Genomic DNA, 25378 nt, shown 5'->3' on the forward strand with positions numbered 1-25378 from the left:
GGGAGCTTCTAGCCGGTTTAACCTGAACCTTAGATAGCTGCCTTCAACGACCAAATTCCGCGCGCTCTCCCCATTCTGAGCCGACTGTGGCACGAATAGGGCAACATGTCCTCCAAGCGTCGCAATCCACAACCGTTGACGAAAGCCCGCCTCGAGGAATTGGCGCTGGCCTATGTCGCGCGCTTTGCAACGACGCAAGCAAAACTGCGCAGTTATCTTCAGCGCAAGCTGCGCGAGCGGGGGTGGGAAGACGATGGCGCTCCCGAACTCGATGACCTGGTCGGTCGATACGCGCAGCGCGGCTTTGTCGACGATGCAAGCTGGGCGCGCATGAAGGCAGGCAGTCTGCTGCGCCGGGGCTACGGCGCGCGGCGCGTGGGCGAGGCGCTGCAGGTCGCCGGAGTGGATCACGATATCGCCCAGGACATTCGGCCGGGTGAGCTGGAGCAGCGCCGGGCCGCGCTGGTACTGGCACGGCGCAGGCGTTTCGGGCCGTTTGCCATTCAGGTTCCGGACATGGCGAAGCGGGAAAAGCAGATTGCCGCGATGATGCGGGCCGGACACAGGCTCGACATCGCCCGGCAGATCGTTGATGCCGACGATCCCGACGCGGTCGAAGACTGGGTCGAGTCGGTTTCCGGAGAAGATTCTTGCGCCTGAACAAAGCTTTCACTGCCGCTGCCGCCACGTTCCTGATGATCGTCGGGGGGTGTTCCCAGGGCGGACAGGAGGCCGTCGCCAAGCCGACCGCGCCTCTTGTTCATCCGATTTCGGGGCTCGAAGTGGTGCCGCTGATCGTCAAGTCGCAGGGCAAGGTCCACAAGTTCAGCGTCGAAGTGGCGAAGACCGAGGAAGAGCAGGCCAAGGGCCTCATGTTCCGAACCGAGATGGGCCCGGACGAAGGGATGATCTTCCCCGAAGACCCGCCGCGCCGGCCTGCCTTCTGGATGCGCAACACGGTCATCCCGCTCGACATCATCTTCATCGGTACCGATCACCGCATTCTCAACATAGCGGCCAACGCCGTGCCCTACGACGAAACGCCGCTGCCGGCTGCCGGCATGGCAAGCGGCGTGCTCGAGCTGAATGGCGGCCGGGCGGCCGAGTTGGGTATCAAGCCGGGCGACAAGGTGGAGTGGTGAAGCGGCGCGACTTCGCAACTTTTGCGCAATAGGCGAGGTGCCAAAACCCGGCCCGTCTCATGACATGCGATCCCGACGTTGCGCTCAGGCTGGCTGATGAAGCCGCGAAAGTCTGCATCAATTACCACGGCAATTCTGCGGCTGGCGATGACGTGCTGCCGATGATCGCGGACAAACAAAAGGCGCCCCGGCCTATCGGTCGGGGCGCCTTTTGTTTGTATCTTGGATGAAAGCCGTGCGGATCAGGTCTTAGCGGCAGCGGGCAGGGCGGCTCGAATTTCGGTCGATCTCGCGGCCGAGGAGGGCGCCCGCGCCAGCGCCGACGATCGTGCCGACCGTCTTGTCGCGGCCGCCATCGATGGCGCGTCCGATGAGGGCACCGGCAACGCCGCCGATGAGCAGTCCGGTCGTTCCGTCCGACTTCTTGCAATAGTAGCGGCCATTATCGCCCCGCCAGTAGCGGATGCCGTTGTCGGTCCTGTGATAATGCCGCTGCTTCGCGAGGGCCGGGGTCGCGGTCACGACGGCGGTGGGGACAGTGAGAGCCGCCATGGTGGCGGCGATGATGGCTTTACGCATGGTGGATCACCTTCGTTGCTCTGCGTGTTTCGCGAATGGAACGCGCTCCATCGTGTCACGATCCACAACGCCAGATGAACGGCTGCAAATGTCGGAAAATCAGCGGCGAGAGGTGGTCGCGCTGCGGTGAAGCGGGAGGAGGGCGCAGCCATGCAGGACGCTGGGTCCGTCGATCCGGCTCTTATGTCCTCGCCTGGCCGCGAATTTTCTCGCTGCCCGGTGGGCAAAGCGCTTCAACGTGCTTGGCATCGCGGGCGAAGGGCGCTAACGCGCGGCTCATGGGAATCCTGTCGAAGATCTTCACCTGGTGGGATGGTGCGACCATCGGAACCTCGCTCTGGAGCTCGCGTCATGGCGAGCACGTCGGAACCGACGCGCAGGGCAACAAGTACTATCGCTCGAAGGGCGACAAGACGAAGACCACCGAAGGCTATGAGCGCCGCTGGGTCATCTACGCCGGCGCCAACGATGCAAGCCGCGTTCCGGCCGAATGGCATGGCTGGCTGCATCATTCCTATGACGGTGTCCCCGAAAGCCACCTGCCGCCGCCGCGGATCTGGGAAGTCGACTATACGCCGAACGCCACCGGCACGGCGCAGGCCTACCTCCCGCAAGGCGCGCTGGAGCGTGGCGGCAGGCGTGCGGCTGCCACCGGCGATTATGAAGCCTGGTCGCCGGACGCCTGAAGCCTAGTGATGCGGGCCCGCGGCTCACGAATCTCCGCGCTGGCGTTGACTGCCTGCCTTCTGGCTCTTGCCGGGTGCGGGGGCGAACCTGAACCAGAAGCCGAAGACACCAGCGTCCCCGAGGCGCTGGCCGGCATGCAGGCAGGCCCTGCCCAGGCCGTTCAGGGCCAGCGGATCGGTACGCCCAACAAGGATCGTGTCGTCACTCTTGGCGTGCTTAACAAGCGCAATAACCTGACCCAGGATCTCGAGATGAAGCCGGGCGAAACCCGGCGCATCGGTAACCTCGTGGTCAAGGTCGCGACCTGCGAAAAGACGCTGCCCTGGGAAAAGCCGCAGGAAGAGGGCGCCTTCGTCCAGGTCTTCGTGGAAGACCGCAGGACCTCGAAGGAAAAGCTGGCCTGGCAAAAGGTGTTCTCGGGCTGGCTGTTCAAGAATTCGCCGGGCCTCAACGTGGTCGAGCACCCGGTTTACGATGTCTGGGTCAAGTCCTGCGCGATGAGCTTCCCGGGGCAGGACGCCAGTCCCGCTTCGGCTGCATCCTCAAGCAATGCGGCGAAGCCTTCCGGCAGCGAAAGCACGCCTGAGCCCAATCCTGCGCCCAGTCCCGCGCCGAGTCCGGCCCTTGCGACGCCCCCGAGCCCGACTGCTTCCGCATCGGATTCCAGCGCGAACTGAGCGGCTTTTAGCAGCGTCAGATAGCGCTTCTGCGGCATTTCCACCGCGCCGAGGGAGGCGAGGTGCGGCGTTATGAACTGGCAATCGAGCAGGATCGCGCCCGCGCGGCGTAGCGCCGCGACGAGCCAGGCGAGGGCGACCTTCGACGAATCGGGCACGCGCGAAAACATCGATTCGCCGCAGAACACCCGGTCGAACCCGACGCCGTAGAGCCCCCCGACAAGTTGCCGCCCGCTGCCGTCTGCCGATTCCTGCCAGCATTCGATCGAATGGGCATGGCCCAGGAAGTGCAGGTTCTCGTAGCTGTCCTGGATCCGGTGGCTGATCCAGCTGCCGCCTTCGTCGTCATCCTCCCGCACGGCGCGCGGGGCGGCGCAGGCTTCCATCACGTCCGAGAAGGCCTCGTTGCAGGTCACAGTGAAGCGGCCGCGCCGCAGCGTGCGTGCCAGCGACTTCGACAGGTGGAAACCGTCGAGGGGGAGAATCGCCCGCTGGCGCGGCTCGATCCAGAAGATCTCGGGATCGTCGCGGCTGTCCGCCATCGGGAAAATCCCGCTGCGGTAAGCGAGCATGAGCAGTTCGGGCTCGATCATGTTCGCGGTTCGCGGTGCGTGCACGGTGGTTTCCGAGGCCTTGTTCCTGGCGGTATTGCCTTGCGGGATCTTAGCAAATCGTTGTGGCGTCGAATATCTTGTAAGGACACTCTTGTAATCCGTCGCGGCTCCATCTAGAGGCCACGGCGCCCGCAGGAGTGTAGCTCAGTTGGTAGAGCATCGGTCTCCAAAACCGAGGGCCGCGGGTTCGAATCCTGCCACTCCTGCCAAATTTCCCGAAAATCGTTGAGTTCGAAGCTTTCCCCTCATGGCGCGACGATTCGCCACGCGCTCATGCGATGGGAATTTGCGGCGAGCGGAAATCGGCTGTATCGCTGGCAGGCTTGCCAATCGCCTTGTGACGATTAGGAGGGCCGCGTCCTGCGACTCGGACCGTATGGTCCATCCGGGGCTCACGTTCTTGGTGGCGTATCGGGGAAGATTCAGTCGCAGATGCACGGAACCGCGCGGCACAATACGGTCGAGACAAGCGCGTCAGGTGGACTGAAACGCGACGAAGCGCTCTGGCTTGGCATTTTCCTGTCATTCCTTGCAGCCCTGCCGGCCCTGCTGGCGTGGACGCCGCAGATGACCGACTATCCTTCGCATCTCGCCGGCTACCAAATCATGGTCGATCACGGGCGCGACCCGTTCCTGACCAAGTATTTCCAGTTCAAGTGGGAATGGACCGGCAATCTCGGCGTGGAGCTGCTGATGGTGCCGATGGCGCCGCTGTTCGGGATCGAACTGGCAGGCCGCATCATCGTCGCGCTGATCCCGATCCTCACCGGGCTTTCGATCATATCGGTCAGCTGGACGCTGCGCCGCCGTGTCGGTGTAGGCGCCATCCTGGCCTTCGCGACGATCTGGTCGCCCTCGCTCTTGATGGGGTTCCTCAACTACTCGCTCTCGGTCGCGCTTGCGCTGTTCGCGTTTGCGGTCTGGGCCCAGCTTGACGAGCGTCCCTGGACGCGGCGCCTGCTGTTTATTCCGGTCGGCTTCGTCGTGTGGCTCTGCCATGTCTCGGGTTGGGGCGTGCTGGGCGTCATGGTCTTCGGCTACGAATGGAGCAAGCGGCGCAGCTGGCTGGACTGGCGCCCGTTCCTCAAGCCCTGGCCGCTGATCTTCCCGCTAGTCCCGATGCTCCTTGGCATGGGCGCCAATTCCAAGGTGTCCTACGGCGGCGGTGTGCTCGATTACAAATGGGGCATCCTCTACAAGGCGATGCGCAGCTACGACTACCTATTGGACGTGACCAGCGTGGCCGTGCTCGCGCTGGTCCTGTTCGTGGCCTTCGTTACCCGCCGGATCGACGGGCGCATGGGTTGGGCGGCGCTTATCCTCTTCGGCCTGACGCTGGTGGTGCCGCGGCAGATCTTCGGCGGCGACTATGCCGACTATCGCCTCAGCACGACGGCGCTGCTCGTCGCGTGCCTGGCCATCAACTGGCCTGCTCCGCGCTGGGGCCTGGCGCTTTCAGGTCTCCTGTTCACAAGCCGCCTCGCGATCACGTCGGTGGTCTGGTACCAGGACGCGCAGACGGCGCGCCAGATGATCGCCGCGCTCGACTACATGCCCGAGGGCGCGAAAGTGGCGACGGCCGTGGCGATCCCGCGCAGCCAGTGGCTGTTCGGTCCCTTCGAGCATTTCGGCAGCTATGCCGTCGTCCGGCGCAGCGCGATGGAAAACTCCAACTTCGCCTTGCCTGACGTGCACATGCTGACGATGCGCGAAACCGCTTTCCGCTTTGCCGATCCGACGCAGCGCATCCTCTACTCCTCGAACCAGCGGATAGACCTGCGCAAGTTCCGTCCCGCACTCCATGCAGAGTACCTGTGGTACATCGGCAGGGCGAAGCCGGTGGCGCTGCCGGACGGGGCCCGGATCCTCTACAGCACGTCCAACTCGTTCCTTGCACGACTTGCCATACCGGCAGACCTTGCAAATCCGGTGGACGGAAGCTAAGTCGCATCTTCCTTCCGACAAGCGGATAACATTTGCCCCTCCCGGCCCCGGCCGGGGCGGCGATGTCCCCTAGCCGGAAGAGATGAGAGTTTTTTCTCAGGCATCAGGCAAGAGACACGAGAGCAACTGACATGGCCAAGACCACTCCCGGCGAATTCATCCGGCAGGTGCGCGCAGAAGCCTCCAAGATTCACTGGCCCTCGCGCCAGGAAACTGTGACGACGGCGATCTTCGTCGGCATCATGACGGTGCTGCTCGCCACGTTCTTTCTTGGAATCGACGCGCTGTTCGGCTGGGTCGTCAGCTCGCTTCTGTCGCTGCTGTGATCGCCTGAAAACCGGAAGAAGAGAGAACCATGGCCCGTTGGTATATCATCCACGCCTACTCCGGCTTCGAGAACAAGGTTAAGGAAGCGATCCTGGCCGAGGCGGAGCGGATGGGGCTGTCGCAGCTCGTCGAGGAAGTGCAGGTCCCGCACGAGAACGTCACCGAAGTGAAGCGTGGCAAGAAGGTGCAGGTCGAGCGCAAGACCATGCCCGGCTACGTCCTCGCCAAGCTGACGCTCAACGACGACGTCTATCACCTCGTCAAGAACACTCCGAAGGTCACCGGCTTCCTGGGATCCAGCGGCAAGCCGCAGGCCATCAGCGAGAGCGAGGCCGCGCGCTACTTCGGTGCCGCCGAGGCCGCTGCCGCAGAGCCGCGCAAGCAGATCAGTATCGATTACGAGATCGGCGATTCGGTGAAGGTCCTCGACGGTCCGTTCGCCAGCTTCAACGGTATCGTCGAAGAACTCGATTTCGACAAGAACCGCGTCAAGGTTTCGGTGTCGATCTTCGGCCGCGCCACGCCGGTCGAGCTCGACTTCGAGCACGTCGAACTCAGCAAGTAATCTGTTCCGGCGCCGCGCCTGTCAGGGTGCGGCGTCATACAGCGTCATCCAGACGCGGGCGCGCTCGGCAAAGCCGAGGTGCCCATAAAGCGCCAGCGCGCTTTCATTGTCCGCATAGCTGTGCAGGAACGGCACGCGGCCTTCTTCCAGGATATCGGCGATAACCTTGCGCATCAGCCGCGAGGCAAGTCCGCGGCCGCGTACTTGGGGCAGGGCGCATACACCGCTGACTTCGACGAAGCCGGGAACCCGCATGCGTTGCCCGGCCATGGCGACGAGCAAGCCGCCTTCGATCAGGCCCCAGAATTGTCCGAGGTCTGCGGTACTGTCGGCAAAGGGGCCGGGTTCGGTCAGCCGGGCCAGTTCCAGCATCTGCGGATAGTGATCGCGGGTGAGCTTGACCATCGCGGTATCGTCGAGGGCGGGGCGGTCGCCCGCGAAGACGAGCTGAATTCCCTCGCGCCGTTTGATGATCCGGGTTCCCGCCGGCTCCATGGCTGCGGGGGCGTGGTCTGCCCGTTCCACGATGAAGGCCGGGCCGTGTTCGTGGACGAGAGCGGCGAGATCCGCCTGGCTTTCAGGCGAACGGTCCTGCGTTGCAGCAAGCGGGCCGATGTCCAGGCGGTAGCGCCGCGCCTTGCCCGATCCGATCGCGAATCCGGCCTGATCGCCGGTCAGGGCATTCCAGATGAGACGGTCGAGGACATGCTCGCTCATGCTCCGCTCCCTTGATTGCGCATGGCACGAAGGCGCTGTTCGAAGGGGGTCTTCGCCAGCGCATGGTCGAGGCGGGTGAGGTGGCCCAGCAGGTCGTCCGCAGGCCCTTCGCACAATTCCGCCACGGCGCGCTGGACCAGTGGAAATATGCGTTTTCGAATGCGGGCCAGGAGATCCTGTCCTGCCGCGCTCAGCGCGAAAGTACTCAGGCGTTGGTCGCCGTCGCTCTCGACCGGCTCGACCAGTCCTTCCGTAACCAGTTTGCCGATGCCGCGGGTAATGCCGGGCTGGCTCAGATCGAGCCGCCGGGCCAGCGCGCCGACAGTCCGCGGGCCCTGTTCGAGCGCCACCAGTATCGGAAACTGCGCAGGATTGAGGGCTATGCCTTCCAGACCCGCCAGTTCGGACACGCCTGTCTGCAACCGTTCGCCCAAGCGGCGGAAGCGGCTACCCAGTGACAGGAACCCTAGCTGGGCGATGAGGTCGCCGTCGATCGCTTCGTCAATTTCCATATCATGCTATATAGCGAGTTATGAAAATGCATGCAATTGCGCTCCTGCCTTTGCGAAACAAGTCCCGCGCCCGCGGATCTTGAGAACTTTCAGCGGGTTGGATCGGGCTTAGCGCGATATTAACTAATCGCTCGCTACCCTTGCCGGAACATTCGGGGGAATCGATGATGCGACAAACGCTCGATGCGTTTGGAGGGGGCGTGGTCCGGTTGGGGCAACTCGACGGCCTTCGCGGCATTGCCGTTCTGGTCATTGTCCTTGGCTACCAGGCGCAGGCTCTCTTCACGGCAGGCTCGTTCGATCACGCAGGACCGGTGCTCGGCTGGCTCCATACCTGGGGCTGGAGCATCGTTGACCTGTTCTTCGTCATCTCCGGCTTCATCTTCGCGCATATCTACATCGGTGGGCGGGGGCTTGGCAGCCGCGATGAATTGGCATCCTTCACATTCGGGCGGATCGCCCGGCTCTATCCGCTTCATCTGCTGATGCTGGGGCTATGCGCGGTGCTTTATTGGGGCGCGGCGCAGAACGGAGAGGCGGCGTTGCTGACCCACCTGTTCATGCTGCAGGGACTGGTGCAGCCAGCGGCATACGCCTTCAATCCGTCGGCCTGGCTCCTGTCGGTGGAAGCGATCTGCTGCGGCTTCTTCGGTCTGGCGCTGCATGCCGGGCGGCCGACGCTGCTCAAGGTGTCGATCGCTGCCATTTTCATCAGCACGGCATTCATTCTTTCGTTCGGTCTGCCGGGCGGACCGTGGAGCCAGGATTTGCTGATGCGGGGCATTCTGGGCTTCTTCATTGGCCAGATCCTTTGGCGGCGGCGGGTTGAGCTTCGCAAGTCTTCCCCGCTCGTGCTCTCGGTCATCTTCGTGCTCGCCATTGCGCTCGACATGGGAAATGTCAGTCCGCTGCTGCCGCTTGGCCTCCTGGCTTGGCCGTCCCTGTTGCTCCTGGCCCTGCGGGTACCGCTGCTGGAAAGCCGCGTCCTGCTCTGGTTGGGCGATCGCAGCTACGCAATTCTCTTGGTGCATGTCCCGATGCTTGATCTGATCGTAAGGGTCATGGGCAGGCAGGAAGGCAGTGGCTGGTTCATCGTCGGCGCGACACTGCTTTACGGGCTGGCCGTGCTGATCGCGGCCGAACTGCTCTATCTGCTCGCCGAAGTGCCGACCCGGCGCCTCGTTCGCGGCCGTATCGACATGCGCGATGTCAGTTTAACCCGGGCATTACCGAGCCGGGGCTAAGAGCCGCCAGTCAATCAGGAGTTGGAATGGATCGGGCGGCAAATGGGCCAGGTCACGGGGTGGAGCGGCTGACGCGTCTCGACGGCTTGCGCGGGCTGGCCGCTTGCGGCGTCGCTTTCCTCTACCATACGCAGCTGCTGTTCGCCCCTGACATGCACGGGGGTGAGGCGGGGGTCTATCACTGGTTTCACGAATGGGGCTGGGCCCTCGTCGATCTGTTCTTCCTCATCTCCGGCTATATCTTCGCGCATGTCTATCTGGGAGAGAACGCGGGAGGGGGCGGTCAACCCCTGGCCCGCGGCAGGTTGCTCGATTTTGCCGTCGCACGCTTTGCCCGGCTCTATCCCCTGCATTTGCTGACACTGCTGTTCTGCGCTGCCGTGTTCTTCGCGGCGCCGGGCAATACCCCAATCGCCTTCGGGGCGCATCTGATGATGCTGCAGGCTTTTGTTCAGCCCGTTGCCAATACCTTCAACGGACCGAGTTGGTCGATCTCGGTGGAGGTGGTCTGTTATGTGCTCTTCGCGCTGGGTGCGGCGGGCGGCCGCAGGACTTTGCGACTGGTGACCGCGCTCGCGATCGTGGGAGCCCTTGTGCATTTCTTGCTGCAGGGGCGATCCGGCGGCCCATGGGTCGGCGATGGCCTGCCGCGCGGGCTGCTCGGCTTTTTCCTCGGGCAGGTCATGTGGCATTGCCGCGCGCGAATGGCGCAGACATCGAGCGCATTGCTGGTCTGCCTGCTGGCCTTCGGGCTCGCACTCGACATGGGTACGCGCAGTTCGCTTCTGCCATTGACGCTATATGCCTGGCCGGCTGTCCTGCTGCTGTCCTTGCGCGCGCCTTTCATGGGTAGTGCGCCCATGCAGTGGCTAGGAGACCGCAGCTACGGGATCTACCTGATCCACATGCCGGTCCTGCAACTGTTCCAGTTGCGGCTGGGCGAATTGCCCGGGACGGGTGCGACGCAAGTGGTCGTGATCGCCGCATTTGCCGGCACGGTCCTGATCCTTGCGGACATGGGCTATCGCATGGTCGAGCAGCCTGCCCGCCGGGCGATCCGGTGTGGCTTTGAGCGCCGCAGGGCGGGTTCGGGCAGCGGTCGGACCAGTCCCGTCTGACACGGCAGGCAGGCGCGCAATAGCGGGCCTTGCAACTGTCTCTTTCCTTTTATCCCGATATCGTTTAGGGGCGCGCCCTTCGGATCGGCCTTGCCGGTGCGATTCCCGGCGGGAGGATGCGCAATCGCATCCGTCATACCGCTAAACATGAGCGCCCGATCTTGCCGATTTGCTCGGGGGTCTGGCGCGAAAGTGTGAAAGGAGCGGCCTCATGGCCAAGAAGATCGAAGGTTACATCAAGCTGCAGGTGCCTGCCGGCGCCGCAAACCCCTCTCCGCCGATCGGCCCTGCCCTGGGTCAGCGCGGCGTGAACATCATGGAATTCTGCAAGGCGTTCAATGCCGCCACGCAGGAGATGGAAAAGGGCATGCCGATCCCGACCATCATCACGGTCTATGCGGATCGCAGCTTCACGTTCGTCACCAAGACGCCGCCTGCCAGCTTCCTCATCAAGAAGGCTGCCAACCTCAAGTCCGGCTCGAAGGAGCCCGGCAAGATTTCGGCCGGAAAGATCGCGCGCTCGAAGCTTTCCGAAATCGCCGAGATGAAGATGAAGGACCTCAACGCCAACGACATCGAAGCGGCTACCCGCATCATCGAAGGCTCGGCCCGCGCGATGGGCCTCGAAGTGGTGGAGGGCTGATTCCATGGCAAAGCTGAACAAGAAGCAGAAGACGCTCACCGAAAAGCTGGGCGACAACCAGAAGCACTACCCCGTCGGTGAGGCTCTGACGCTGCTGCGCGAACTCAAGACCACCAAGTTCGACGAGACCGTCGAAGTCGCGATGAACCTGGGCGTCGACCCGCGCCACGCCGACCAGATGGTCCGTGGCATGGTTTCGCTCCCGGCCGGCACCGGCAAGACCGTCAAGGTCGCCGTGTTCGCCAAGGGCGACAAGGCCGAGGCCGCACTGGCTGCTGGCGCCGACAAGGTGGGTGCCGAGGACCTCATGGAAGACATGCAGGCCGGCAACCTCGACTACGACCGCGTCATTGCCACTCCGGACATGATGGGCGTCGTCGGCCGTCTGGGTAAGCTGCTGGGCCCCAAGGGCCTGATGCCGAACCCGAAGCTGGGCACTGTCACCCCGAACGTCGAGCAGGCCGTGAAGGACGCCAAGGGCGGCCAGATCGAGTTCCGCGTCGAGAAGCAGGGCATCATCCATGCCGGCATCGGCAAGATGTCGTTCTCGGACGCCGACCTGCAGAAGAACTTCGACGCATTCGTCGACGCGATCGTCAAGGCCAAGCCCTCGGGCGCCAAGGGCAAGTACGTTCGCAAGATCTCGCTGTCCTCGTCGATGGGCCCCGGCCTCAAGATCGACACGACCGAGGTCGCCGGGGCCTGATTTTTTCAGGACCGGACAAACGGTTAGGAACGGGCCGGCAGGGGAAACCTTGCCGGCCCTTTTCTTTTGTCAGGAAGGAGCGGGCTCAGTCGGCTTGGACCAGGACGGTGTCGATGGCCGTCCGCCTCGATCGCGAAGTGCTCCGCCACTTCTGGGCACGCTGCCGCCTGAAGCGCGCGAATCGCGGCGCAACGCTCCGGCGTGGTCCGCGCGCGTTCAATCGTCCCGAAGACCGTCTGGCGCATCTTTCGCAGCATACGCTCGCAGATGCGGAGCGCGGCGATTTTCGCTTCGTCTATCTGCTGCCTGTGTCGACTGATGCGGCCAGCGCCGCCGATTGATAGCACTCGACGACGAGGCTGATCGGCGCGCCGCCGGGCAGATGCAGGACCGCGCGATGGGACAGGACCGTGCCTGGCGGACAGCCTTCGACGCGGCCGCGAAAGGCAGCCAGACGCTCGCGGGTGAAGCGAAGCGGGGCGATAACCTTGCCGAATGGCTGGTCGGTATCGCGCAAAGCAGCGTTCATCTCAGGCGTAAGGCGCGCAGGCACGAACCAGTTGTGCGCCTGCGACAGGGTTACCCCGCCGCAATCGAGCCGGACGTGGCGGTAGCCAAGGCTTGCCTCGTCCTCGACCTGCAGCAGATCGAGAGCATCGGAGGGCAGGGGCGCATCGTCGTCAAGGACGGGCCTTGCCGTGATGCGCGGTGGATCGCCGATGTCCCTGGCGGTGCACCAGTCCTGCAGTGCGGATGTCGCGCTGTCCTGTGCGGCCAGGGCTCGCTCGAACTCTGCCAGCCTGCCGCCGGCGCATCCGGTAAGGGGAAGCCAAAGCAGCAGGATCGTCAGGGTAGCCCTAGATGCCACCGGCAACGGCCGGCCGATCCATGGCTTCCAGGCCCTTGATCAAGGCACGGGTGCAGGCGGCAAGGTCTTCGGCGCTGATCGAGCGGATGACGAAATTGGCACCGGTGCGGCCTTCGCGCCAGAAGGGATAGGATCCGATCTGGCAGGTCTCGAAAGCCTTTTCCGTGTCGCGAAGCAGGTCGGCGACGTCGCTTTCGCCGACCCAGCAGCCGATTGTTTCAGACAGCAGCGGAGCGCCGCCTTCGAGCTGGCCGGAAAGGGCATCGAGCATGCCTGCAGTGATACTGGGCACGCCGGCCATGATGAAGACGTTCCCATGCCGGATGCCGGGCGCGCCGGTGTAGCGATTGGGAATCAGGTCGGCTCCGTCAGGGGTCCGGGCCATGCGCAGGCGCGCATCGGTCAGGCCGCCACGGGTCTCGTAGTATTTCTCAAGGATGGCGCGGGCATCGGGGTGAACGATGACATCCACGCCGAGCGCTTCGGAAATTGCATCGACCGTGATGTCGTCGTGCGTCGGGCCGATACCGCCAGTTGTGAATAGGTAGTCGTTGCGCGCGCGCAAGGTGTTGACTGCCTCGACAATCGCCGCCGTGTCATCCGCAACCACGCGCACTTCGGCGAGGCGGATGCCATGGATCTGCAGCCAGCTCGCCACCTGGGCGATGTTCTTGTCGTGGGTGCGTCCGGAAAGAATCTCGTCGCCGATAACGACGAGGGCGGCAGTGTAGATTCGCGAGGATTCGGCCATGGCCGCATGGCTAGGACAAATGCACGCGAACCGCTAGCCGCACCGGGCCATAATTGCCCTGTGATATGCCGCGCATCTCGTTGGTTGCCGTGCCGCTCCGAATTGCGGCAACATCATGGAAAGCGCAAAAAAAAAGGCCGATCCAAAGACCGGCCCATGGAAGTTTATTTGGGAGAGGATGCCTGAAAGGCCCGTTCGATATGCCTCCCGAGCCGATTCGCTGCAAATGCGAAAAGATTTCCTGATGTTGCATGTTTTGCAATTACACCTGCCTCGTTCCACTCGAAGTTCGGATCAAGCTCATGGAAAACGGCCAAAAAAAATGGGCCGGTCCGAAGACCAGCCCTTGGAAGTTTTTTGGGAGAGGATGCCTGAAAGGCCCTCCCTATATGCTCGTGATCGGGCCATGCCGCAAATGCGAAAACCTTCCTTAGTATTGCGTATTTTGCAACACAGGTATCGTGCTGACGATAGGCCTCAGCTGTCGCTGCGTGCTCCGAACAAGTCGTGCTCATCCGCGTCTTCGACAAGAACGTCAACGATATCACCTACTTGCAGGTCATTCCCTACATTGCGAAGGAAGACATTGCCGTCGATTTCCGGGGCATCGGCCTGCGAGCGTCCGGTTGCGCCAATGTCGCCATCTTCATCCGGTTCACCGATTTCGTCGATGATGACGGGCAGGATTCGACCGATTTTGGACTGAAGCTTGGCCGCGCTGATCGCCGCGGTCTTTTCCATGATTCGGGCGTAGCGCTCTTCCTTGACCTCTTCGGGCACTGCGCCGGGCAAGTCGTTGGCTGCAGCGCCTGCAACCGGTTCGAAACGGAAGGCGCCGACGCGGTCGAGCTGCGCTTCCTCGAGCCAGTCGAGCAGATACTCGAAATCGGCTTCCGTCTCGCCGGGGAAGCCGACGACGAAGCTGGAACGGATCGCGATGTCCGGGCAGATTTCACGCCAGGAGCGCAGGCGTTCGAGCACCTTGGCTTCATTGGCCGGACGCTTCATCGCCTTGAGCACCGAAGGCGCTGCGTGCTGGAAGGGAATGTCGAGGTAGGGCGTCAGCAACCCTTCCGCCATCAGCGGGATCACCGCGTCGACATGCGGATAGGGATAGACGTAGTGCAGGCGCACCCACGGCGCGCGGCCCTGTGCGTCCTTGAGCTGGCCCAGTTCGCGGGCGAGGTCGGTCATGTGGGTCCGGACTGCATGGTCCTTCCACGAACGCTCCTCGTGGCGCACATCGACGCCATAGGCCGACGTATCCTGGCTGATCACCAGCAGTTCGCGGGTGCCGGCCTGGACCAGCTTTTCCGCTTCGCGCAGCACCGCGTCGATGCGGCGACTGGCGAGCTTTCCGCGTAGTTGCGGGATGATGCAGAACGCGCAAGCGTGGTTGCAGCCTTCCGAAATTTTCAGATAGCTGTAGTGGCGCGGCGTCAGCTTGACCCCGGCCTCGTCGTAAGCCTGCGGGATCAGGTCGAGGTAGGGGCTGAGATCCGGCGGCGCGGCTTCGTGAACGGCTTCGACGACGGCTTCGTACTGGTGCGCACCGGTCACGGCGAGCACGTCCGGGAAGCGGGCGCGGATCGTCTCGGCCTCATTGCCCATGCAGCCTGTCACGATGACACGGCCGTTCTCGGCAATGGCTTCACCGATCGCTGCCAGGCTCTCTTCCTTAGCGGAATCGAGGAAGCCGCAGGTGTTGACCAGCACGACGTCGGCGCCGGCATAGTCCGGGCTCATCGTGTAGCCGTCTGCACGCAGGCGGGTGAGGATACGTTCGGAGTCGACAAGCGCCTTGGGGCAGCCGAGGCTGACCATGCCGACCTTCGGCGGGGAGGGGAGTTCTATGGCCATGGGATGGCGCGCCCGATACGCCGATTGAGCCGATGAGTCACGAATTGAATGACGTGCGGCTTTTGACATGCTGCGCAATCGCGTCCTTGCACCCGTTACCGAAGGCTGCGAGACTGGCGCTAACACGGCTTTTTCAATGGGATATGGCCGTAAACGGAAAGGAGTTACGTCATGGGTCCGGTAAACTGGGTGGCGGTGGTGATCGCCGCGGCACTGGCCCTTGGCATCAGCATTGCGTGGTTCGGCACCTTTACCCGCAAGAGCGGCCAACTGATTCCCGCCAAGACGGAAACGCGCAGCAACTACATCCTCGTCGGCGTGCTGATGCTGGTGAGCGCGGCGATGTTCGGGCACAACTTTGCCCGCATCGGCGCTGAAACGCTGCAGGCGAAATCCTGGCTATACTTCATGCAGACCGGCGGGATCGCCATTGCCTTCGTCATTCCCGCAGTATGGCTGGTCGAATTGCGCAATCGTACCGAGCCGATGCGCCGGGTGATCGATTGCGCGTTCTGGCTCGTGGCCTACCTTGCCATGGGCCTGGTGTTCTGGGTGCTGGGTTGATCCGGCGCCTTCAGGCCGGGTCGCAACTGGCGTAGGAAATCTCGACGATCAGGTCGTCCGCTTCCAGCACGTGGGCGTCCGGTTCCCAGAAACCGATCACGCGCGATCCGCGGTAGATCCGCAGTCCCTTGCCGGTCGCGATCTTTTCCAGCGGCTTGCCGATCTCGTCAGGCTTGACCTTGCGTTCGACAAGCTGGACGCGGCCCGTGACCGAGGCAAGGTCCGACAGGTATTCCGAGATATGCTGGCCTTCCGCCGAGCCGGCAAGCAGCAGGCCGGTGAAGCGCACCGGGTTGATCACGTTGTCGGCACCAGCCTGGCGGGCAAGCAGCTCGTTGTCATCGGCGCGAACCACCGCCGTGATCGGCACCTTGGGGGCGACGTGGCGGGCGGTCAGGATGATCAGGATCGTGGTATCGTCGCGGCCTGCCGACACGAGGATCGAGCGGGCCTTGCCGATGCGCACGGCCTCCAGCGTCTCGTCGCGGGTGGCGTCGCCCTCCATGACGTTGCAGCCCGCGCTTTCCGCCAGCGCCAGCCTTGCCGAACTGGGGTCGATCACGACGATGCACGAGGGATCGGTGCCGCGCGCGATCAGCTCCTGCACTGCTTCGGACCCGCTGACGCCGTAGCCGAGTACGACGATGTGGTCTTCGAGCCGTTCCTGGATGCGCTTCATGCGCCAAGTCTCCCAGCTGCGCTTGATGATGAAATTATAGGCCGTGCCGACGAAGATGTAGATCACTGCCAGGCGGATCGGCGTGACGATGACCGCTTCGATCAGGCGCGACTTGTCGCTGACCGGGGCAATGTCGCCAAAGCCGGTCGTGGTGATCGAGATCATCGTGAAATAGACGACGTCGAGGAAGCTGACCGTGCCGTCGTGCGTATCCTTCAGGCCATCGCGGTCCAGCCAGTGGACCATGACGACAAGGAAGATCAGCCCGAGTGCAAGGCCGAGGCGAATGGCGACATCGGCCCAGACCGGGACGCCGATAGCGCGACGCAGCGGCTTGAACAGTGCCGGGTTGGGCCGCTTCTTCGACATAACCGAGGCTTAGGGTGACTTGGGCAGTTCGTCCAGCGGGTCTACCGGCTTGCCGTCGCGGCGTACTTCGAAGTGCAGCTCGTCTCCCTTGGCGAGACCTGTGTCCCCCACGAGGCCGATTCGCTCGCCCGCGGCGACCCTGGCGCCGTCCTTCACCGTGATGCGGCTGAGGAAGCCGTAGGCGGTGAACCAGCCATCGCCGTGGTCGATCACGACGAGATTGCCGAACTGCTCTTTCTCCTTGCCCGCGAACTTCACCGTGCCCGCTGCCGCTGCCCGCACCATGGTGCCCTTGGCCGCCGTAATGTCGAGGCCGTCGTGGTAGTTCGCGCCGCTGCTGAAATCGCGCCGGATCGGTCCGGAGACCGGCCAGAGGAAGCGTGACTTGCTTGCCGCAGGCGTGGCAGGGGCCGGCGTCGCGGCCGGTGTGGCGGGCTGCGGGGCCCCGTTTTTCTGCGGATTGAGCAGCGTCGGGATCAGCAGGTTCTGCCCCGGCTTGACCGGTGCGTCCGGATCGAGGCCGTTGGCGGTGGCGATCTGGTCCCAGGGAACCGCGTACTTGTAGGAAATCGCAAAGCCGGTATCGCCCGCCTGCACGGTGTGGCGCCGGGTTCGCGGGATCTGCAGCTTCTGGCCGACCTTGACCACGTAGGGCGGCTCCAGCCCATTGGCTTCGGCGATCAGGATACGGGCGACCTTGGCGCGCTGGGCTATCCCGCCGAGCGTCTCCCCGGGAGTGACGAGATGGACTGTCTCTTCCTCGGGAGCGGTTGCTGAGGCCGTATCGCCGCGCGCGGGGATCACCCGCGATGCGGTCCTGACGGCAGTGGCGTCCTGCGACTTGCCGGGAATGGTCAGCTTCTGGCCGATACGCAGCACATAAGGCGGCTCGAGACCGTTGGCGCTGGCTATCGCGCTGGCAGATGTGCCGGTGCGATTGGCAACGCCGAACAGGGTTTCGCCGAAGGTGACCTCGTAGGTGCCGCTGCGTGTGCTGACGCCTGTGCCTGCACTGACGCCTGCGCCGCCGCGCGGGATCTCCAGTTCCTGACCGGCGCGAACGATGAACGGCGCTTCCAGGTTATTCGCCCGGACAATGGCGGCTGCATCCACGCCGGCCCGGTTGGCGATCCCGTTCAGGGTTTCGCCCGGCTCCACCACATGGACGGTTTCCTGAGCGGCATTGGCGGCGCTAGCGTGGGAGGGCGTCAGCACCAGTCCCGGCAGCACGGCTGCGGCGGCAAGCAGGAGAGGCGGCTTCATGCCTTGTAGCGATCCATCAGGTTGGACATTGACGCATCGTGCGTCAGGTCGAGCTGCAATGGCGTCACCGAGACAAATCCTTCCGCGATGGCTTCCAGGTCGGTGTTTTGACCGGGGGTATGCTCAATACCGTGTAAACCAAACCAGAAATAAGGAAAACCTCTAGGATCAATGCCTTCCACAACCGATCCGCGGGCGTAGTCATGGAATCCCTGCCTCACGACGCGGATGCCGTTAACCTTGTCTGCAGGCAGCGCCGGAAAGTTGACGTTGATCAGCGTGCGCGGTGCGAAGGGGGCGTCGATCAGCGGCCGCAGCGCCTTGGCGCCCCATGCCTCGGCAGCGGAAAAGTCGACGTTGTTGCCCACGCCTTCCTTGGAATAGACCTGGCTCAGCGCGATCGAGGGTATGCCGGCCAGCGCGCCCTCCATGGCGGCCGAGACCGTACCCGAATAGGTGATGTCATCGCCCAGGTTCGCGCCGCGGTTCACGCCCGACAGGATCAGGTCGGGCGCGCCGGGCAGCACCTTGCGCAGCGCCATCGTCACTGAATCGGTCGGCGTTCCCGAGACCGAGAAGCGCCGCGGCGCGTGTTCGCGCAGGCGCACCGGGCGCGTCAGCGTCAACGAGTGACCGGCGCCCGATTGCTCCTCGCTCGGCGCACAGATCCAGATGTCGTCCGAGAGCTGCGCGGCGATCTTCTCGAGAACGTAGAGGCCCGGCGCGTTGATGCCGTCGTCGTTGGTGAGAAGAATGCGCATCGATCAAATTCCTTCGTGGCCCCGAATTGCCTGCGGAGCCGATTGTCGGGCTGTTTGCCGGCGATTGCCCGCCGGCGCGTCGTTCAGGCGAGCGGTTCCAGCTTCTCGATCCCGCCCATCCAGGGCTTGAGCCTTTCGGGCACCGCGACCGAACCGTCTTCCTGCTGGTAGTTCTCCAGTACGGCCACGAGAGTGCGGCCGACCGCAAGGCCCGAGCCGTTCAGCGTGTGCAGGAACTCGGTCTTCTTGGAGCCTTCGGGCTTGTAGCGTGCGTTCATGCGCCGCGCCTGGAAGTCGCCACAGTTGGAGATCGAGCTGATCTCGCGGTAGGCGCTCTGCCCGGGTAGCCAGACTTCGAGGTCGAAGGTCTTGCGCGCGGTGGCGCCCATGTCGCCGGCGCAGAGCAGGACCTTGCGATAGGGAAGTTCCAGCGCCTGCAGGATGCCTTCGGCTGCCGCGACCATGCGCTCGTGCTCCGCCTCGCTCTCTTCCGGCTTGCAGACGGTGACGAGTTCGACCTTCTCGAACTGGTGCTGGCGGATGAAGCCGCGCGTGTCGCGGCCCGCCGCCCCGGCCTCGGAACGGAAGCAGGGGGTCAGCGCGGTCATGCGCAGGGGCAGGGCCTCGGCATCGACGATCTGTTCGCGCACCGCGTTGGTCAGGCTGACTTCGGCGGTAGGGATCAGCCAGCGTCCATCGGTTGTCTGGAACAGGTCCTCGGAGAACTTGGGAAGCTGACCGGTGCCGAAGGCTGCATCGTCCTTGACCAGCAGCGGGACATTGCATTCCATGTAGCCGTTGTCGGCGGTCTGCGTGTCGAGCATGAACTGGGCAAGGGCACGGTGCAGGCGCGCCATCTGGCCCTTCAGGAACGTGAAGCGCGCGCCCGATAGCAGGGCGCCGGTCTCGAAGTCGAGGCCGAGGGCCGGGCCGAGATCCGCGTGTTCCTTGGGCGTGAAGGCGAATTCGCGCGGGGTGCCCCACTTCGCGACTTCGACGTTCTGCGTCTCGTCCTCGCCATCGGGAACCTCGTCGACCGGGATGTTGGGCAGGCGCGCCAGTTCGTCCTGCAGCCTGGCGCTCAGTTCCTTCTCCTGCGCCTCGAGCGCGGGGAGGGTTTCCTTGAGCTGCGCGACTTCGGCCTTCAGCGCCTCGGCGGTTTCCTTGTCGCCCTGGCCCATCGCCTTGCCGATCGCCTTGGACGCCTCGTTGCGGCGGTTCTGGCCTTCCTGCATGCGCGTCGCGACCGCGCGGCGCTGCTCGTCGAGCGCGAGGATCTGGGCGGAAGCGGGTTCAACCCCGCGGCGGGCGAGACCGGCGTCGAAAGCGGCCGGGTTGTCACGGATCAGGCGGATATCATGCATGGCGCCGGGCTATGCCGCCTCGGCGAGTCCGGCGCAAGCGCGAGATGGCCTGCGTCACTCAGCCTTGCAGGTGCGAATTCCCAGCAGTGAATAAAGCGGGCAGGTGCGCAGCAGCCCCGTCATCAACGGGACGAGGCCGATCCAGCCCCACGGCGTCTTCGGTCCGACGAAGACGAGGGCAATGAGGACGATTCCCAGAACGATACGTCCCAATCGGTCCAGCGTGCCGACGTTTGTCTTGAACATGGCAATTCCCTCCTTCGATGAAGGAGCCATGCGCCGGTTCGTGCATGCGGCGCATTGATTGCGATCAATCGCGGAAGTTCGGGATCTGTCCGAGAAACCATCCAATGGATGGTGGGCGCGACAGGGATTGAACCTGTGACCCCACCCGTGTGAAGGGTGTTAAGACATGGAAAACGGCCAAATCTCGTCAGCCAGTTCCGGAACAGATCATGATTCAAGCGCGAACAAAGCGCGAGCTGCTGACCATTTGCTGACCACGGGCGATCCAGCCGCCCCGTGGGCTCCTGACCTGATCATATACCACGACAAGTGCGCGGACGGAATCGTTGCGGCCTGGGCTTGCTGGCGCCGCTGGGGAAATCGCCCCGCCTACATCGCCTGCAACTATGGCCACACGCCGCCTTACGCCGAGGCCATGGGCTGCAATGTCCTGATCGTCGACTTCTCGTTTCCAGCCGATGAGCTGCGGGCCATGATCGAAGCAGGAGCGCAGTCGATCGTGATCCTCGACCATCACAAGACGGCGCAAGCCGCCCTTGCCCCCTTCCAGGTCTTCGCTGATCGCCCGGAGCGGTTTACACCCGCCGTTGCTGCATCGATGATCAACGACCTGCAGATCGGAGGATACCCGCCAATCCTCGCACTCTTCGACATGAACCGGAGCGGCGCGCGCATGGCGTGGGATTTCGCCAGCCACTTCACGTTCACACCGCTCCTCGTCCAGCTCGCTGAGCAGTATGACTTGTGGCGATTCGTGCCGGGCACGCACTCCCCGGCCGAGGCGCTGCACGTCGAGATCCAGGCGGGCGACATGACGGTCGAACGCATGGAGGTGCTGGACGGCCAGCTCACTGCGGGAGACGGGCCCATCGAGCGCGGCCGCGCCATCCTGCGCTGGAAGGATCAGCTCGTGCAGGAGATCGCCGCACGCGCCCATCTGCGGACCGTGGCGGGCGTCGAGGGCGTGATTGCCGTCGAGTGCCCTTACTCGCTCGTGTCGGCCGTCGGGCACTACCTCCTGGACCAGCATCCAGCCGCACCATTCGCCGCGATATCGGTGAGCGGCGAGAAGTCCGTCACCTGGTCACTGCGCAGCCACGACGACCGCACCGACGTCAGCGAGGTTGCCAAGAGCATGGGCGGGGGAGGGCACCGCAACGCGGCGGGGTTCCGGGAGGGTAAGACCTTAAACCAAGTGTGCGAGGCTTTGGCAGCCAAGGTCGCGCAGCAGGGCGCCGATCTCGTCTATCAGGCGAAGATGCTTGAGCGCGTGCGCGATGGCCTGGTCTTCATGGACGAACTTGAGGACGAGGGCGACCGTGTCTATTTCGGCAGCAGCAACCACGCCGACCACTTCCGCGATCTAGACCGCGACATCCGCGCTTGGGATTTCGAGCGCGCCGTCGTTCCAGCGGAGGATCGCGACCTCTATGCAGAGATGCGGGCGCTGCGGGCTGAGAACGACCGGCTGCGCGAAATGCTCGAGAACCCGCCGAAGCATAGGTACTGGCGACCCGGTGAGCCTGACTGCCCGCCAGAACTGAAGGCCGGTAACGGCGAACTGCACACGCTGCGCTGCAAGGCCTGTGGGCAGGACAACCCGCGGGACCAGATATGCCGTGCTGGCTTGGGAGAGCAGTGATGGAAAACGCAATGGCCGTCTTTGCGGCGATCAGGAAGTTGACCTTTTCCGAGATGGTGGCGCTCGCAACCGAGCTTCGTGACAGCGCGAACGCAGATACGTTCGATTACACCGACCAGTACGAATGGGCGAAGCTGCTCGATGGCCTGGCTCGTAGCTACAAGGACCTGGCCGAATGACGATGCTTAAAGTGACTGAGGCGGACCACCAGGCCTATCTCGCATGGAGCAACCTACCTCCTCGGGACCGGGAGGCCGTGCTCGCGGGCGAGTGGGACGAGACTACCGGAATGCAGGTTCTCGCCCGGCATCGACTTGCATCCGAAAAGGCCGAGCGCGAAGCGTGCGCGAAGGCGGCTCGCAAAAGGGCAGGCGAGTGGAAGGCCGCTATCAGCAATGGCCTGAAGCGCGTCTCGGTCAGCAAGGCTTATGCAGAGGGCGCGATGATCGAAGCAGAGGTTATCGCAGCGGCGATCGAGGCCCAGGCCCATGGGATATGAAGTCACGATCCGCTGCGACGACGGCAAGGGCGATCCGGTTGGCAAGCGCCAGTGCGTCACCTATGCGCGCAGCGATGCTGATAAGCCGCGGCGCGAGGCCGCTACCAGCCGCGATGCGGTCTATGCGGTCGAGAAGCGCGCAAAGGCCGCAGGGTGGAAGCTGATCAGGAGGGCAGGGCACCCGGCGCGGTGGGTGTGTCCGGTGTGCCAGGGCAGTGAACCATCCAACATTTCCGGATAGTTGCAACCCCATCTGATAAAGGGTAGATTTCTCAAGCACAGCAGGCCTCGAACGCATCGCCGTTCAACCTGCAGGCGCTATCCGGTACAACCGGAGTTTTCACACAGTCAAGGCCGCTGTGGCGTCGTAAGGCCTACCTCCCGAACTCCGCCGGCGGTATCGTTAGCTATCCGTGAGGCAATGAAAAAAGGCCCGGACAATGCCGGGCCTAAGTGCAGGTACTGGGCCGAAGCGAAAGGAGCAGGGTCTGCGATACCTCGTTCGACTTCGTGACTGTACACCTATCCGGCGCGTGCGAAAAGAGTATCTACCGGAACGTAAGGAGAACGGATAGAAGGCGGGCATGACCTACCTCTCCCGATTCTCCACCATGTCCGACGACGAGATCGCCGACGAAGCCCAGCGCCGGTTTGATCGCGTGAAGGAATCGACCAGCGCCGAGATCGGGCTCATCGAACTGCGCAACATCATGCCCGAGATGATCACCCGGTTACGCAAGCACGCCGACACGATGCGGGATATCGTCGAGATCCCTGAGTACGATCTCAGCAATCCGGCGCACGTTCAGATGATGCTTGAGCAGGCCGGGAAGGTCAGACAGCCTGACTAGGCCGCGGCTCACCGCACCAGGGCGGTGGCGATGAGAATGACCACGGCAAGCCCTATAAACACGAACGTCAGGTTGTATCGAATTTCGTGCGTTTCTTTTTCGCGCTCAACTTCCATCTCAGCTTCGCTGGGATGTGTGATTTTCTCAATCTCGTCGTCAAGGTCTGACTTGTTCATCGTATCTCTCTATCGCGCCCGATCCCTATGGACACAATTTAAGCATCACTTGCTGTGAGTTGAAGGCCATGCCTCGACGGTTCGATGATGACGGCCGGCGCACTCACCGTAAAGAGAGATGAGCGCGTTCTCCCAGATCGATCGCTCAGGGTCGATCAGCGGAACCGGGCCCAGCGGCAGTGCTGGGCAGTCCTGGCGCAGGTTCGCCTGCAGCTCTGGCATTGGCGGAACGGACGGCGTCGTTGAGCACGCCGCGCACATCGTCGCCAACAGCGCAATCGGTAGGGACCGGCCGGTCGTGATAGATCTCGCGGATCGTGCTCTCGCGCACGTTGGTCTGCACTCGTGCATCTTCTCGCTCCTGCTCATAGGCCTGCGCTGCAGCGTCGATCGTTGCGCGCTGCTCGTTGACGAGCTCGGTCGCCTTCTCGATTCCAGCGAGGACTTCGCTGTCTCGTTTCCAGTCGCGGACCGTCCAACCGCCCCAGGCGCCAACGAGGGCAGCCGCGGCCGCACCGCCGAGGCACCAGCTGATGGGGATCGGGTTCATTCTCCATCGTCCTTGATAGAGGCGGGATCATCCTTGCCGAACTGCAACTCCCGGTCGCCCCACTTGGCGCGTAGCCAGTCGGCGCCGAACACGATCAACCCAAGGATCACGGCGAACCATGCGACGAGCGCGGAGTTGAACCGCATCTGCTCCTGGATCAGATCGAAGAGCGGGCGGTAGGCCTCGCCCCGAGCAACAGCTCGGCGGGCGAAGTAGGTGTAGATGAAGTTCTGCCCCGACAGCGAGATCATGCCGCCGATCATGGCGAGCGAGAACAGCGCACGCATCTGCTGGCGCGTCAGGTTCACGAGGACGGTCAACGCGGAGACGACAGCCCGCAGCGGATGGCCGAGCCAGTGCAGGAACTCGCGGACCGTCATCGCATCGCACTCGCCAGCTTCTTGTGATAGTCGAACCGCTCGTAGGCCGGGCCGTTGTAGCGACGGGCGAACGCGCGGCAGTCCTCGGGATCGGTGCTCAAGGCACGCAACTCGTCGGCAAGACCGAAGGCCTCGATGTACCGGCTGAGCAAATCATAGTGCGCGGTCTCGCTCTCCACCGTCGACACGGCCAGCGCGAACGGGCTTTCATAGCCGAGCTTTGACCAGTGCAGGCCGAGCACCTGGAACTTGCCCCACGAGCACGAGGAAAAAGCCGCGTCTGGGTCTTTGGCGCAGGCGAGCAGGAGTTTGCCCCAACTGTCCTCGGAATATCTGCCCCCCGTAGCCTGGCTAAAGGATGACGGCGACCATCGGCCTCCGGTCTGTCTGTGGAACAGATGGCGCTCGAACAGTATCTTGGGCCGTCCGCGATCGTCGAATCCGCCGCCCGCGCTCTCGACCTTGGCGACGGCAGCGAGCTGCTTGCCGGAGCAGTGGAGCCGGGATGCGAAGCTGATCAGATCCGCACTGTTCACGGCCGGCGCGGCAATGTTGGTAAGGCGGGCGATCAGCGCGGCGCGGCTCTTAGGGCCGAACATGCCATCGGCTACAACACCAAGTCTCGACTGCAGGGCACGAACGTCCATCACTTTGACCTCTCTCTAATCGACAGGACCTCAGCTGCTTGCTCGGTCGCGATGCGCTGCCGGGCATCACCGTATCCCTGCATCATCGCCTCGAGGTGCTTGTTGCGAGCCTCGGCGACGGCGTGCTGTTCCTTGCATTCGGACAGCTCTTGCTCGACGTGGTCGAGCCGCTTCGTCAGTGCATCGATCCTGTCTTCGAGGCCTTTGATCAGCTTGTCCGTACTTGCGTCGAGCCGGTCGGCCCTCTTGTCCATTCGTCCCCCGAAGTATTCGATAATCCACCGCGCGGCGCTGCCCAGCGCCCGCATGATGCCGATGGCAAGAACACCGCCGGCGCCAAGCCCGACACCCATCGGCAGCGTTGTCGAAGCAAGAGATGCAAGGTCAGGCATCGTTCACGCCCTTTGCCTGTAATATGAAGCAAACACAGGAT

The 25378-nt window shown here is 63.5% G+C and carries 34 protein-coding genes, 1 tRNA gene and 1 pseudogene; 19 read left to right on the forward strand and 17 right to left on the reverse strand.

Annotated elements, in window-relative coordinates:
• The first annotated feature begins 105 nt into the window (after positions 1 to 105).
• Together JI59_RS15520 and JI59_RS15525 are read left to right on the forward strand one after the other, a co-directional pair.
• Positions 106 to 660, forward strand: coding sequence for a regulatory protein RecX (locus JI59_RS15520; protein ID WP_007011727.1), 555 nt, complete (start codon positions 106 to 108; stop codon positions 658 to 660).
• Between the two features lie 35 nt (positions 661 to 695).
• On the forward strand, positions 696 to 1142 hold the full coding sequence (locus JI59_RS15525; protein ID WP_081473927.1) for a DUF192 domain-containing protein: 447 nt from the start codon (positions 696 to 698) through the stop codon (positions 1140 to 1142).
• A gap of 249 nt (positions 1143 to 1391) precedes the next feature.
• On the opposite strand, the gene JI59_RS15530 is transcribed toward JI59_RS15525, so the two are convergent.
• Positions 1392 to 1721: a glycine zipper 2TM domain-containing protein gene (locus JI59_RS15530; protein WP_007011725.1), complete on the reverse strand. Its 330-nt coding sequence runs from the start codon at positions 1719 to 1721 to the stop codon at positions 1392 to 1394.
• A gap of 278 nt (positions 1722 to 1999) precedes the next feature.
• Here JI59_RS15530 and JI59_RS15535 point away from each other — a divergent pair, with 278 nt between their 5' ends.
• Positions 2000 to 2407 carry an NADH:ubiquinone oxidoreductase subunit NDUFA12 gene (locus tag JI59_RS15535; protein WP_007011724.1) on the forward strand — a complete coding sequence of 136 codons (408 nt, stop codon included), beginning with the start codon at positions 2000 to 2002 and terminating at the stop codon, positions 2405 to 2407.
• Between the two features lie 252 nt (positions 2408 to 2659).
• Positions 2660 to 2842 (forward strand): annotated as a pseudogene (locus tag JI59_RS27700) (DUF2155 domain-containing protein); the annotation flags it as partial.
• Positions 2843 to 2877: 35 nt separating this feature from the next.
• Here the strand turns inward: JI59_RS27700 and aat are convergent.
• On the reverse strand, positions 2878 to 3678 hold the full coding sequence (aat, locus tag JI59_RS15545) for a leucyl/phenylalanyl-tRNA--protein transferase (protein ID WP_007011723.1): 801 nt from the start codon (positions 3676 to 3678) through the stop codon (positions 2878 to 2880).
• 154 nt (positions 3679 to 3832) lie between these two features.
• Here aat and JI59_RS15550 point away from each other — a divergent pair.
• The 4 genes from JI59_RS15550 (at position 3833) to nusG (ending at position 6535) form a co-directional block, all read left to right on the forward strand.
• Positions 3833 to 3908, forward strand: a tRNA-Trp gene (locus tag JI59_RS15550).
• 223 nt (positions 3909 to 4131) lie between these two features.
• The gene (locus tag JI59_RS15555) at positions 4132 to 5643 is read left to right on the forward strand and encodes a hypothetical protein (RefSeq protein ID WP_007011722.1); all 1512 of its coding nucleotides are present in this window, start codon (positions 4132 to 4134) and stop codon (positions 5641 to 5643) included.
• 131 nt (positions 5644 to 5774) lie between these two features.
• The gene (gene secE, locus JI59_RS15560; RefSeq protein WP_007011721.1) at positions 5775 to 5969 is read left to right on the forward strand and encodes a preprotein translocase subunit SecE; all 195 of its coding nucleotides are present in this window, start codon (positions 5775 to 5777) and stop codon (positions 5967 to 5969) included.
• A gap of 29 nt (positions 5970 to 5998) precedes the next feature.
• A complete protein-coding gene (gene nusG / locus JI59_RS15565) occupies positions 5999 to 6535 on the forward strand; it encodes a transcription termination/antitermination protein NusG (protein WP_007011720.1) in 537 nt (178 codons plus the stop codon).
• 21 nt (positions 6536 to 6556) lie between these two features.
• On the opposite strand, the gene JI59_RS15570 is transcribed toward nusG, so the two are convergent.
• Both JI59_RS15570 and JI59_RS15575 read right to left on the reverse strand, forming a co-directional pair.
• The gene (locus JI59_RS15570; protein ID WP_007011719.1) at positions 6557 to 7252 is read right to left on the reverse strand and encodes a GNAT family N-acetyltransferase; all 696 of its coding nucleotides are present in this window, start codon (positions 7250 to 7252) and stop codon (positions 6557 to 6559) included.
• The gene (locus tag JI59_RS15575) at positions 7249 to 7764 is read right to left on the reverse strand and encodes a MarR family winged helix-turn-helix transcriptional regulator (protein WP_007011718.1); all 516 of its coding nucleotides are present in this window, start codon (positions 7762 to 7764) and stop codon (positions 7249 to 7251) included. The genes JI59_RS15570 and JI59_RS15575 overlap by 4 nt, the downstream gene beginning before the upstream one ends.
• A 164-nt stretch (positions 7765 to 7928) precedes the next feature.
• Here JI59_RS15575 and JI59_RS15580 point away from each other — a divergent pair, with 164 nt between their 5' ends.
• The 5 genes from JI59_RS15580 (at position 7929) to JI59_RS15600 (ending at position 11816) form a co-directional block, all read left to right on the forward strand.
• A complete protein-coding gene (locus tag JI59_RS15580) occupies positions 7929 to 9008 on the forward strand; it encodes an acyltransferase family protein (RefSeq protein ID WP_238532463.1) in 1080 nt (359 codons plus the stop codon).
• A 26-nt stretch (positions 9009 to 9034) separates the two neighbouring features.
• Positions 9035 to 10126 carry an acyltransferase family protein gene (locus JI59_RS15585; RefSeq protein WP_038576310.1) on the forward strand — a complete coding sequence of 364 codons (1092 nt, stop codon included), beginning with the start codon at positions 9035 to 9037 and terminating at the stop codon, positions 10124 to 10126.
• A 211-nt stretch (positions 10127 to 10337) separates the two neighbouring features.
• A complete protein-coding gene (rplK, locus tag JI59_RS15590) occupies positions 10338 to 10769 on the forward strand; it encodes a 50S ribosomal protein L11 (RefSeq protein ID WP_007011715.1) in 432 nt (143 codons plus the stop codon).
• Between the two features lie 4 nt (positions 10770 to 10773).
• Positions 10774 to 11475 carry a 50S ribosomal protein L1 gene (rplA, locus tag JI59_RS15595; protein ID WP_007011714.1) on the forward strand — a complete coding sequence of 234 codons (702 nt, stop codon included), beginning with the start codon at positions 10774 to 10776 and terminating at the stop codon, positions 11473 to 11475.
• Positions 11476 to 11588: 113 nt separating this feature from the next.
• Positions 11589 to 11816, forward strand: coding sequence for a hypothetical protein (locus JI59_RS15600; protein WP_007011713.1), 228 nt, complete (start codon positions 11589 to 11591; stop codon positions 11814 to 11816).
• On the opposite strand, the gene JI59_RS15605 is transcribed toward JI59_RS15600, so the two are convergent.
• The 3 genes from JI59_RS15605 to rimO form a co-directional block, all read right to left on the reverse strand.
• A complete protein-coding gene (locus JI59_RS15605; protein ID WP_007011712.1) occupies positions 11771 to 12343 on the reverse strand; it encodes a hypothetical protein in 573 nt (190 codons plus the stop codon). The genes JI59_RS15600 and JI59_RS15605 overlap by 46 nt on opposite strands.
• On the reverse strand, positions 12333 to 13094 hold the full coding sequence (locus JI59_RS15610; RefSeq protein WP_007011711.1) for a competence/damage-inducible protein A: 762 nt from the start codon (positions 13092 to 13094) through the stop codon (positions 12333 to 12335). The genes JI59_RS15605 and JI59_RS15610 overlap by 11 nt, the downstream gene beginning before the upstream one ends.
• A gap of 477 nt (positions 13095 to 13571) precedes the next feature.
• Complete coding sequence (gene rimO / locus JI59_RS15615; protein WP_007011709.1) at positions 13572 to 14954, reverse strand: 30S ribosomal protein S12 methylthiotransferase RimO; 1383 nt, start codon at positions 14952 to 14954, stop codon at positions 13572 to 13574.
• 171 nt (positions 14955 to 15125) lie between these two features.
• On the opposite strand from rimO, the gene JI59_RS15620 reads away from it, so the two are divergent.
• Positions 15126 to 15518: a DUF1761 domain-containing protein gene (locus tag JI59_RS15620; RefSeq protein ID WP_007011708.1), complete on the forward strand. Its 393-nt coding sequence runs from the start codon at positions 15126 to 15128 to the stop codon at positions 15516 to 15518.
• A gap of 10 nt (positions 15519 to 15528) precedes the next feature.
• Here the strand turns inward: JI59_RS15620 and JI59_RS15625 are convergent, their stop codons facing one another.
• From JI59_RS15625 to JI59_RS15645, 5 genes are all read right to left on the reverse strand, one after another.
• Positions 15529 to 16566 carry a potassium channel family protein gene (locus tag JI59_RS15625; protein ID WP_007011707.1) on the reverse strand — a complete coding sequence of 346 codons (1038 nt, stop codon included), beginning with the start codon at positions 16564 to 16566 and terminating at the stop codon, positions 15529 to 15531.
• A 9-nt stretch (positions 16567 to 16575) separates the two neighbouring features.
• Positions 16576 to 17829 (reverse strand): LysM peptidoglycan-binding domain-containing protein, encoded by a 1254-nt coding sequence (locus JI59_RS15630; protein WP_007011706.1) that lies wholly within the window; start codon positions 17827 to 17829, stop codon positions 16576 to 16578.
• Positions 17826 to 18590: a 5'/3'-nucleotidase SurE gene (gene surE, locus JI59_RS15635; protein WP_007011705.1), complete on the reverse strand. Its 765-nt coding sequence runs from the start codon at positions 18588 to 18590 to the stop codon at positions 17826 to 17828. Before surE ends, JI59_RS15630 begins: the two co-directional genes overlap by 4 nt.
• A gap of 83 nt (positions 18591 to 18673) precedes the next feature.
• The gene (gene serS, locus JI59_RS15640; protein ID WP_007011704.1) at positions 18674 to 19954 is read right to left on the reverse strand and encodes a serine--tRNA ligase; all 1281 of its coding nucleotides are present in this window, start codon (positions 19952 to 19954) and stop codon (positions 18674 to 18676) included.
• Between the two features lie 54 nt (positions 19955 to 20008).
• Positions 20009 to 20200 carry a YgaP family membrane protein gene (locus tag JI59_RS15645; protein ID WP_038576314.1) on the reverse strand — a complete coding sequence of 64 codons (192 nt, stop codon included), beginning with the start codon at positions 20198 to 20200 and terminating at the stop codon, positions 20009 to 20011.
• Between the two features lie 166 nt (positions 20201 to 20366).
• On the opposite strand from JI59_RS15645, the gene JI59_RS25685 reads away from it, so the two are divergent.
• From JI59_RS25685 to JI59_RS15675, 5 genes are all read left to right on the forward strand, one after another.
• Entirely contained in the window at positions 20367 to 21842 is a 1476-nt protein-coding gene (locus JI59_RS25685) for a DHH family phosphoesterase (RefSeq protein ID WP_007011702.1), read from the forward strand.
• Positions 21842 to 22021, forward strand: a complete 180-nt coding sequence (locus JI59_RS15660) for a hypothetical protein (RefSeq protein WP_038576316.1) — start codon at positions 21842 to 21844, stop codon at positions 22019 to 22021. The genes JI59_RS25685 and JI59_RS15660 overlap by 1 nt, the downstream gene beginning before the upstream one ends.
• Positions 22018 to 22341: a hypothetical protein gene (locus tag JI59_RS15665; protein ID WP_039857058.1), complete on the forward strand. Its 324-nt coding sequence runs from the start codon at positions 22018 to 22020 to the stop codon at positions 22339 to 22341. The genes JI59_RS15660 and JI59_RS15665 overlap by 4 nt, the downstream gene beginning before the upstream one ends.
• Positions 22331 to 22582, forward strand: coding sequence for a hypothetical protein (locus JI59_RS15670; RefSeq protein ID WP_007011699.1), 252 nt, complete (start codon positions 22331 to 22333; stop codon positions 22580 to 22582). The genes JI59_RS15665 and JI59_RS15670 overlap by 11 nt, the downstream gene beginning before the upstream one ends.
• Before the next feature lie 343 nt (positions 22583 to 22925).
• Positions 22926 to 23192 (forward strand): hypothetical protein, encoded by a 267-nt coding sequence (locus JI59_RS15675; RefSeq protein ID WP_138921275.1) that lies wholly within the window; start codon positions 22926 to 22928, stop codon positions 23190 to 23192.
• An 8-nt stretch (positions 23193 to 23200) separates the two neighbouring features.
• Here the strand turns inward: JI59_RS15675 and JI59_RS27405 are convergent, their stop codons facing one another.
• The 5 genes from JI59_RS27405 to JI59_RS15695 all read right to left on the reverse strand — a co-directional run bounded on the left by JI59_RS27405 (position 23201) and on the right by JI59_RS15695 (position 25337).
• Positions 23201 to 23368, reverse strand: coding sequence for a hypothetical protein (locus JI59_RS27405; protein ID WP_007011697.1), 168 nt, complete (start codon positions 23366 to 23368; stop codon positions 23201 to 23203).
• Between the two features lie 145 nt (positions 23369 to 23513).
• Positions 23514 to 23918, reverse strand: a complete 405-nt coding sequence (locus tag JI59_RS15680; protein ID WP_007011696.1) for a hypothetical protein — start codon at positions 23916 to 23918, stop codon at positions 23514 to 23516.
• Positions 23915 to 24298, reverse strand: coding sequence for a hypothetical protein (locus tag JI59_RS15685; protein WP_007011695.1), 384 nt, complete (start codon positions 24296 to 24298; stop codon positions 23915 to 23917). The genes JI59_RS15680 and JI59_RS15685 overlap by 4 nt, the downstream gene beginning before the upstream one ends.
• On the reverse strand, positions 24295 to 24945 hold the full coding sequence (locus JI59_RS15690; RefSeq protein ID WP_007011694.1) for an N-acetylmuramidase domain-containing protein: 651 nt from the start codon (positions 24943 to 24945) through the stop codon (positions 24295 to 24297). Before JI59_RS15690 ends, JI59_RS15685 begins: the two co-directional genes overlap by 4 nt.
• The gene (locus tag JI59_RS15695; RefSeq protein WP_007011268.1) at positions 24945 to 25337 is read right to left on the reverse strand and encodes a hypothetical protein; all 393 of its coding nucleotides are present in this window, start codon (positions 25335 to 25337) and stop codon (positions 24945 to 24947) included. The genes JI59_RS15690 and JI59_RS15695 overlap by 1 nt, the downstream gene beginning before the upstream one ends.
• Between the last annotated feature and the right edge of the window lie 41 nt (positions 25338 to 25378).

Source organism: Novosphingobium pentaromativorans US6-1, assembly GCF_000767465.1.
Classification (GTDB): Bacteria; Pseudomonadota; Alphaproteobacteria; order Sphingomonadales; family Sphingomonadaceae; genus Novosphingobium; species Novosphingobium pentaromativorans.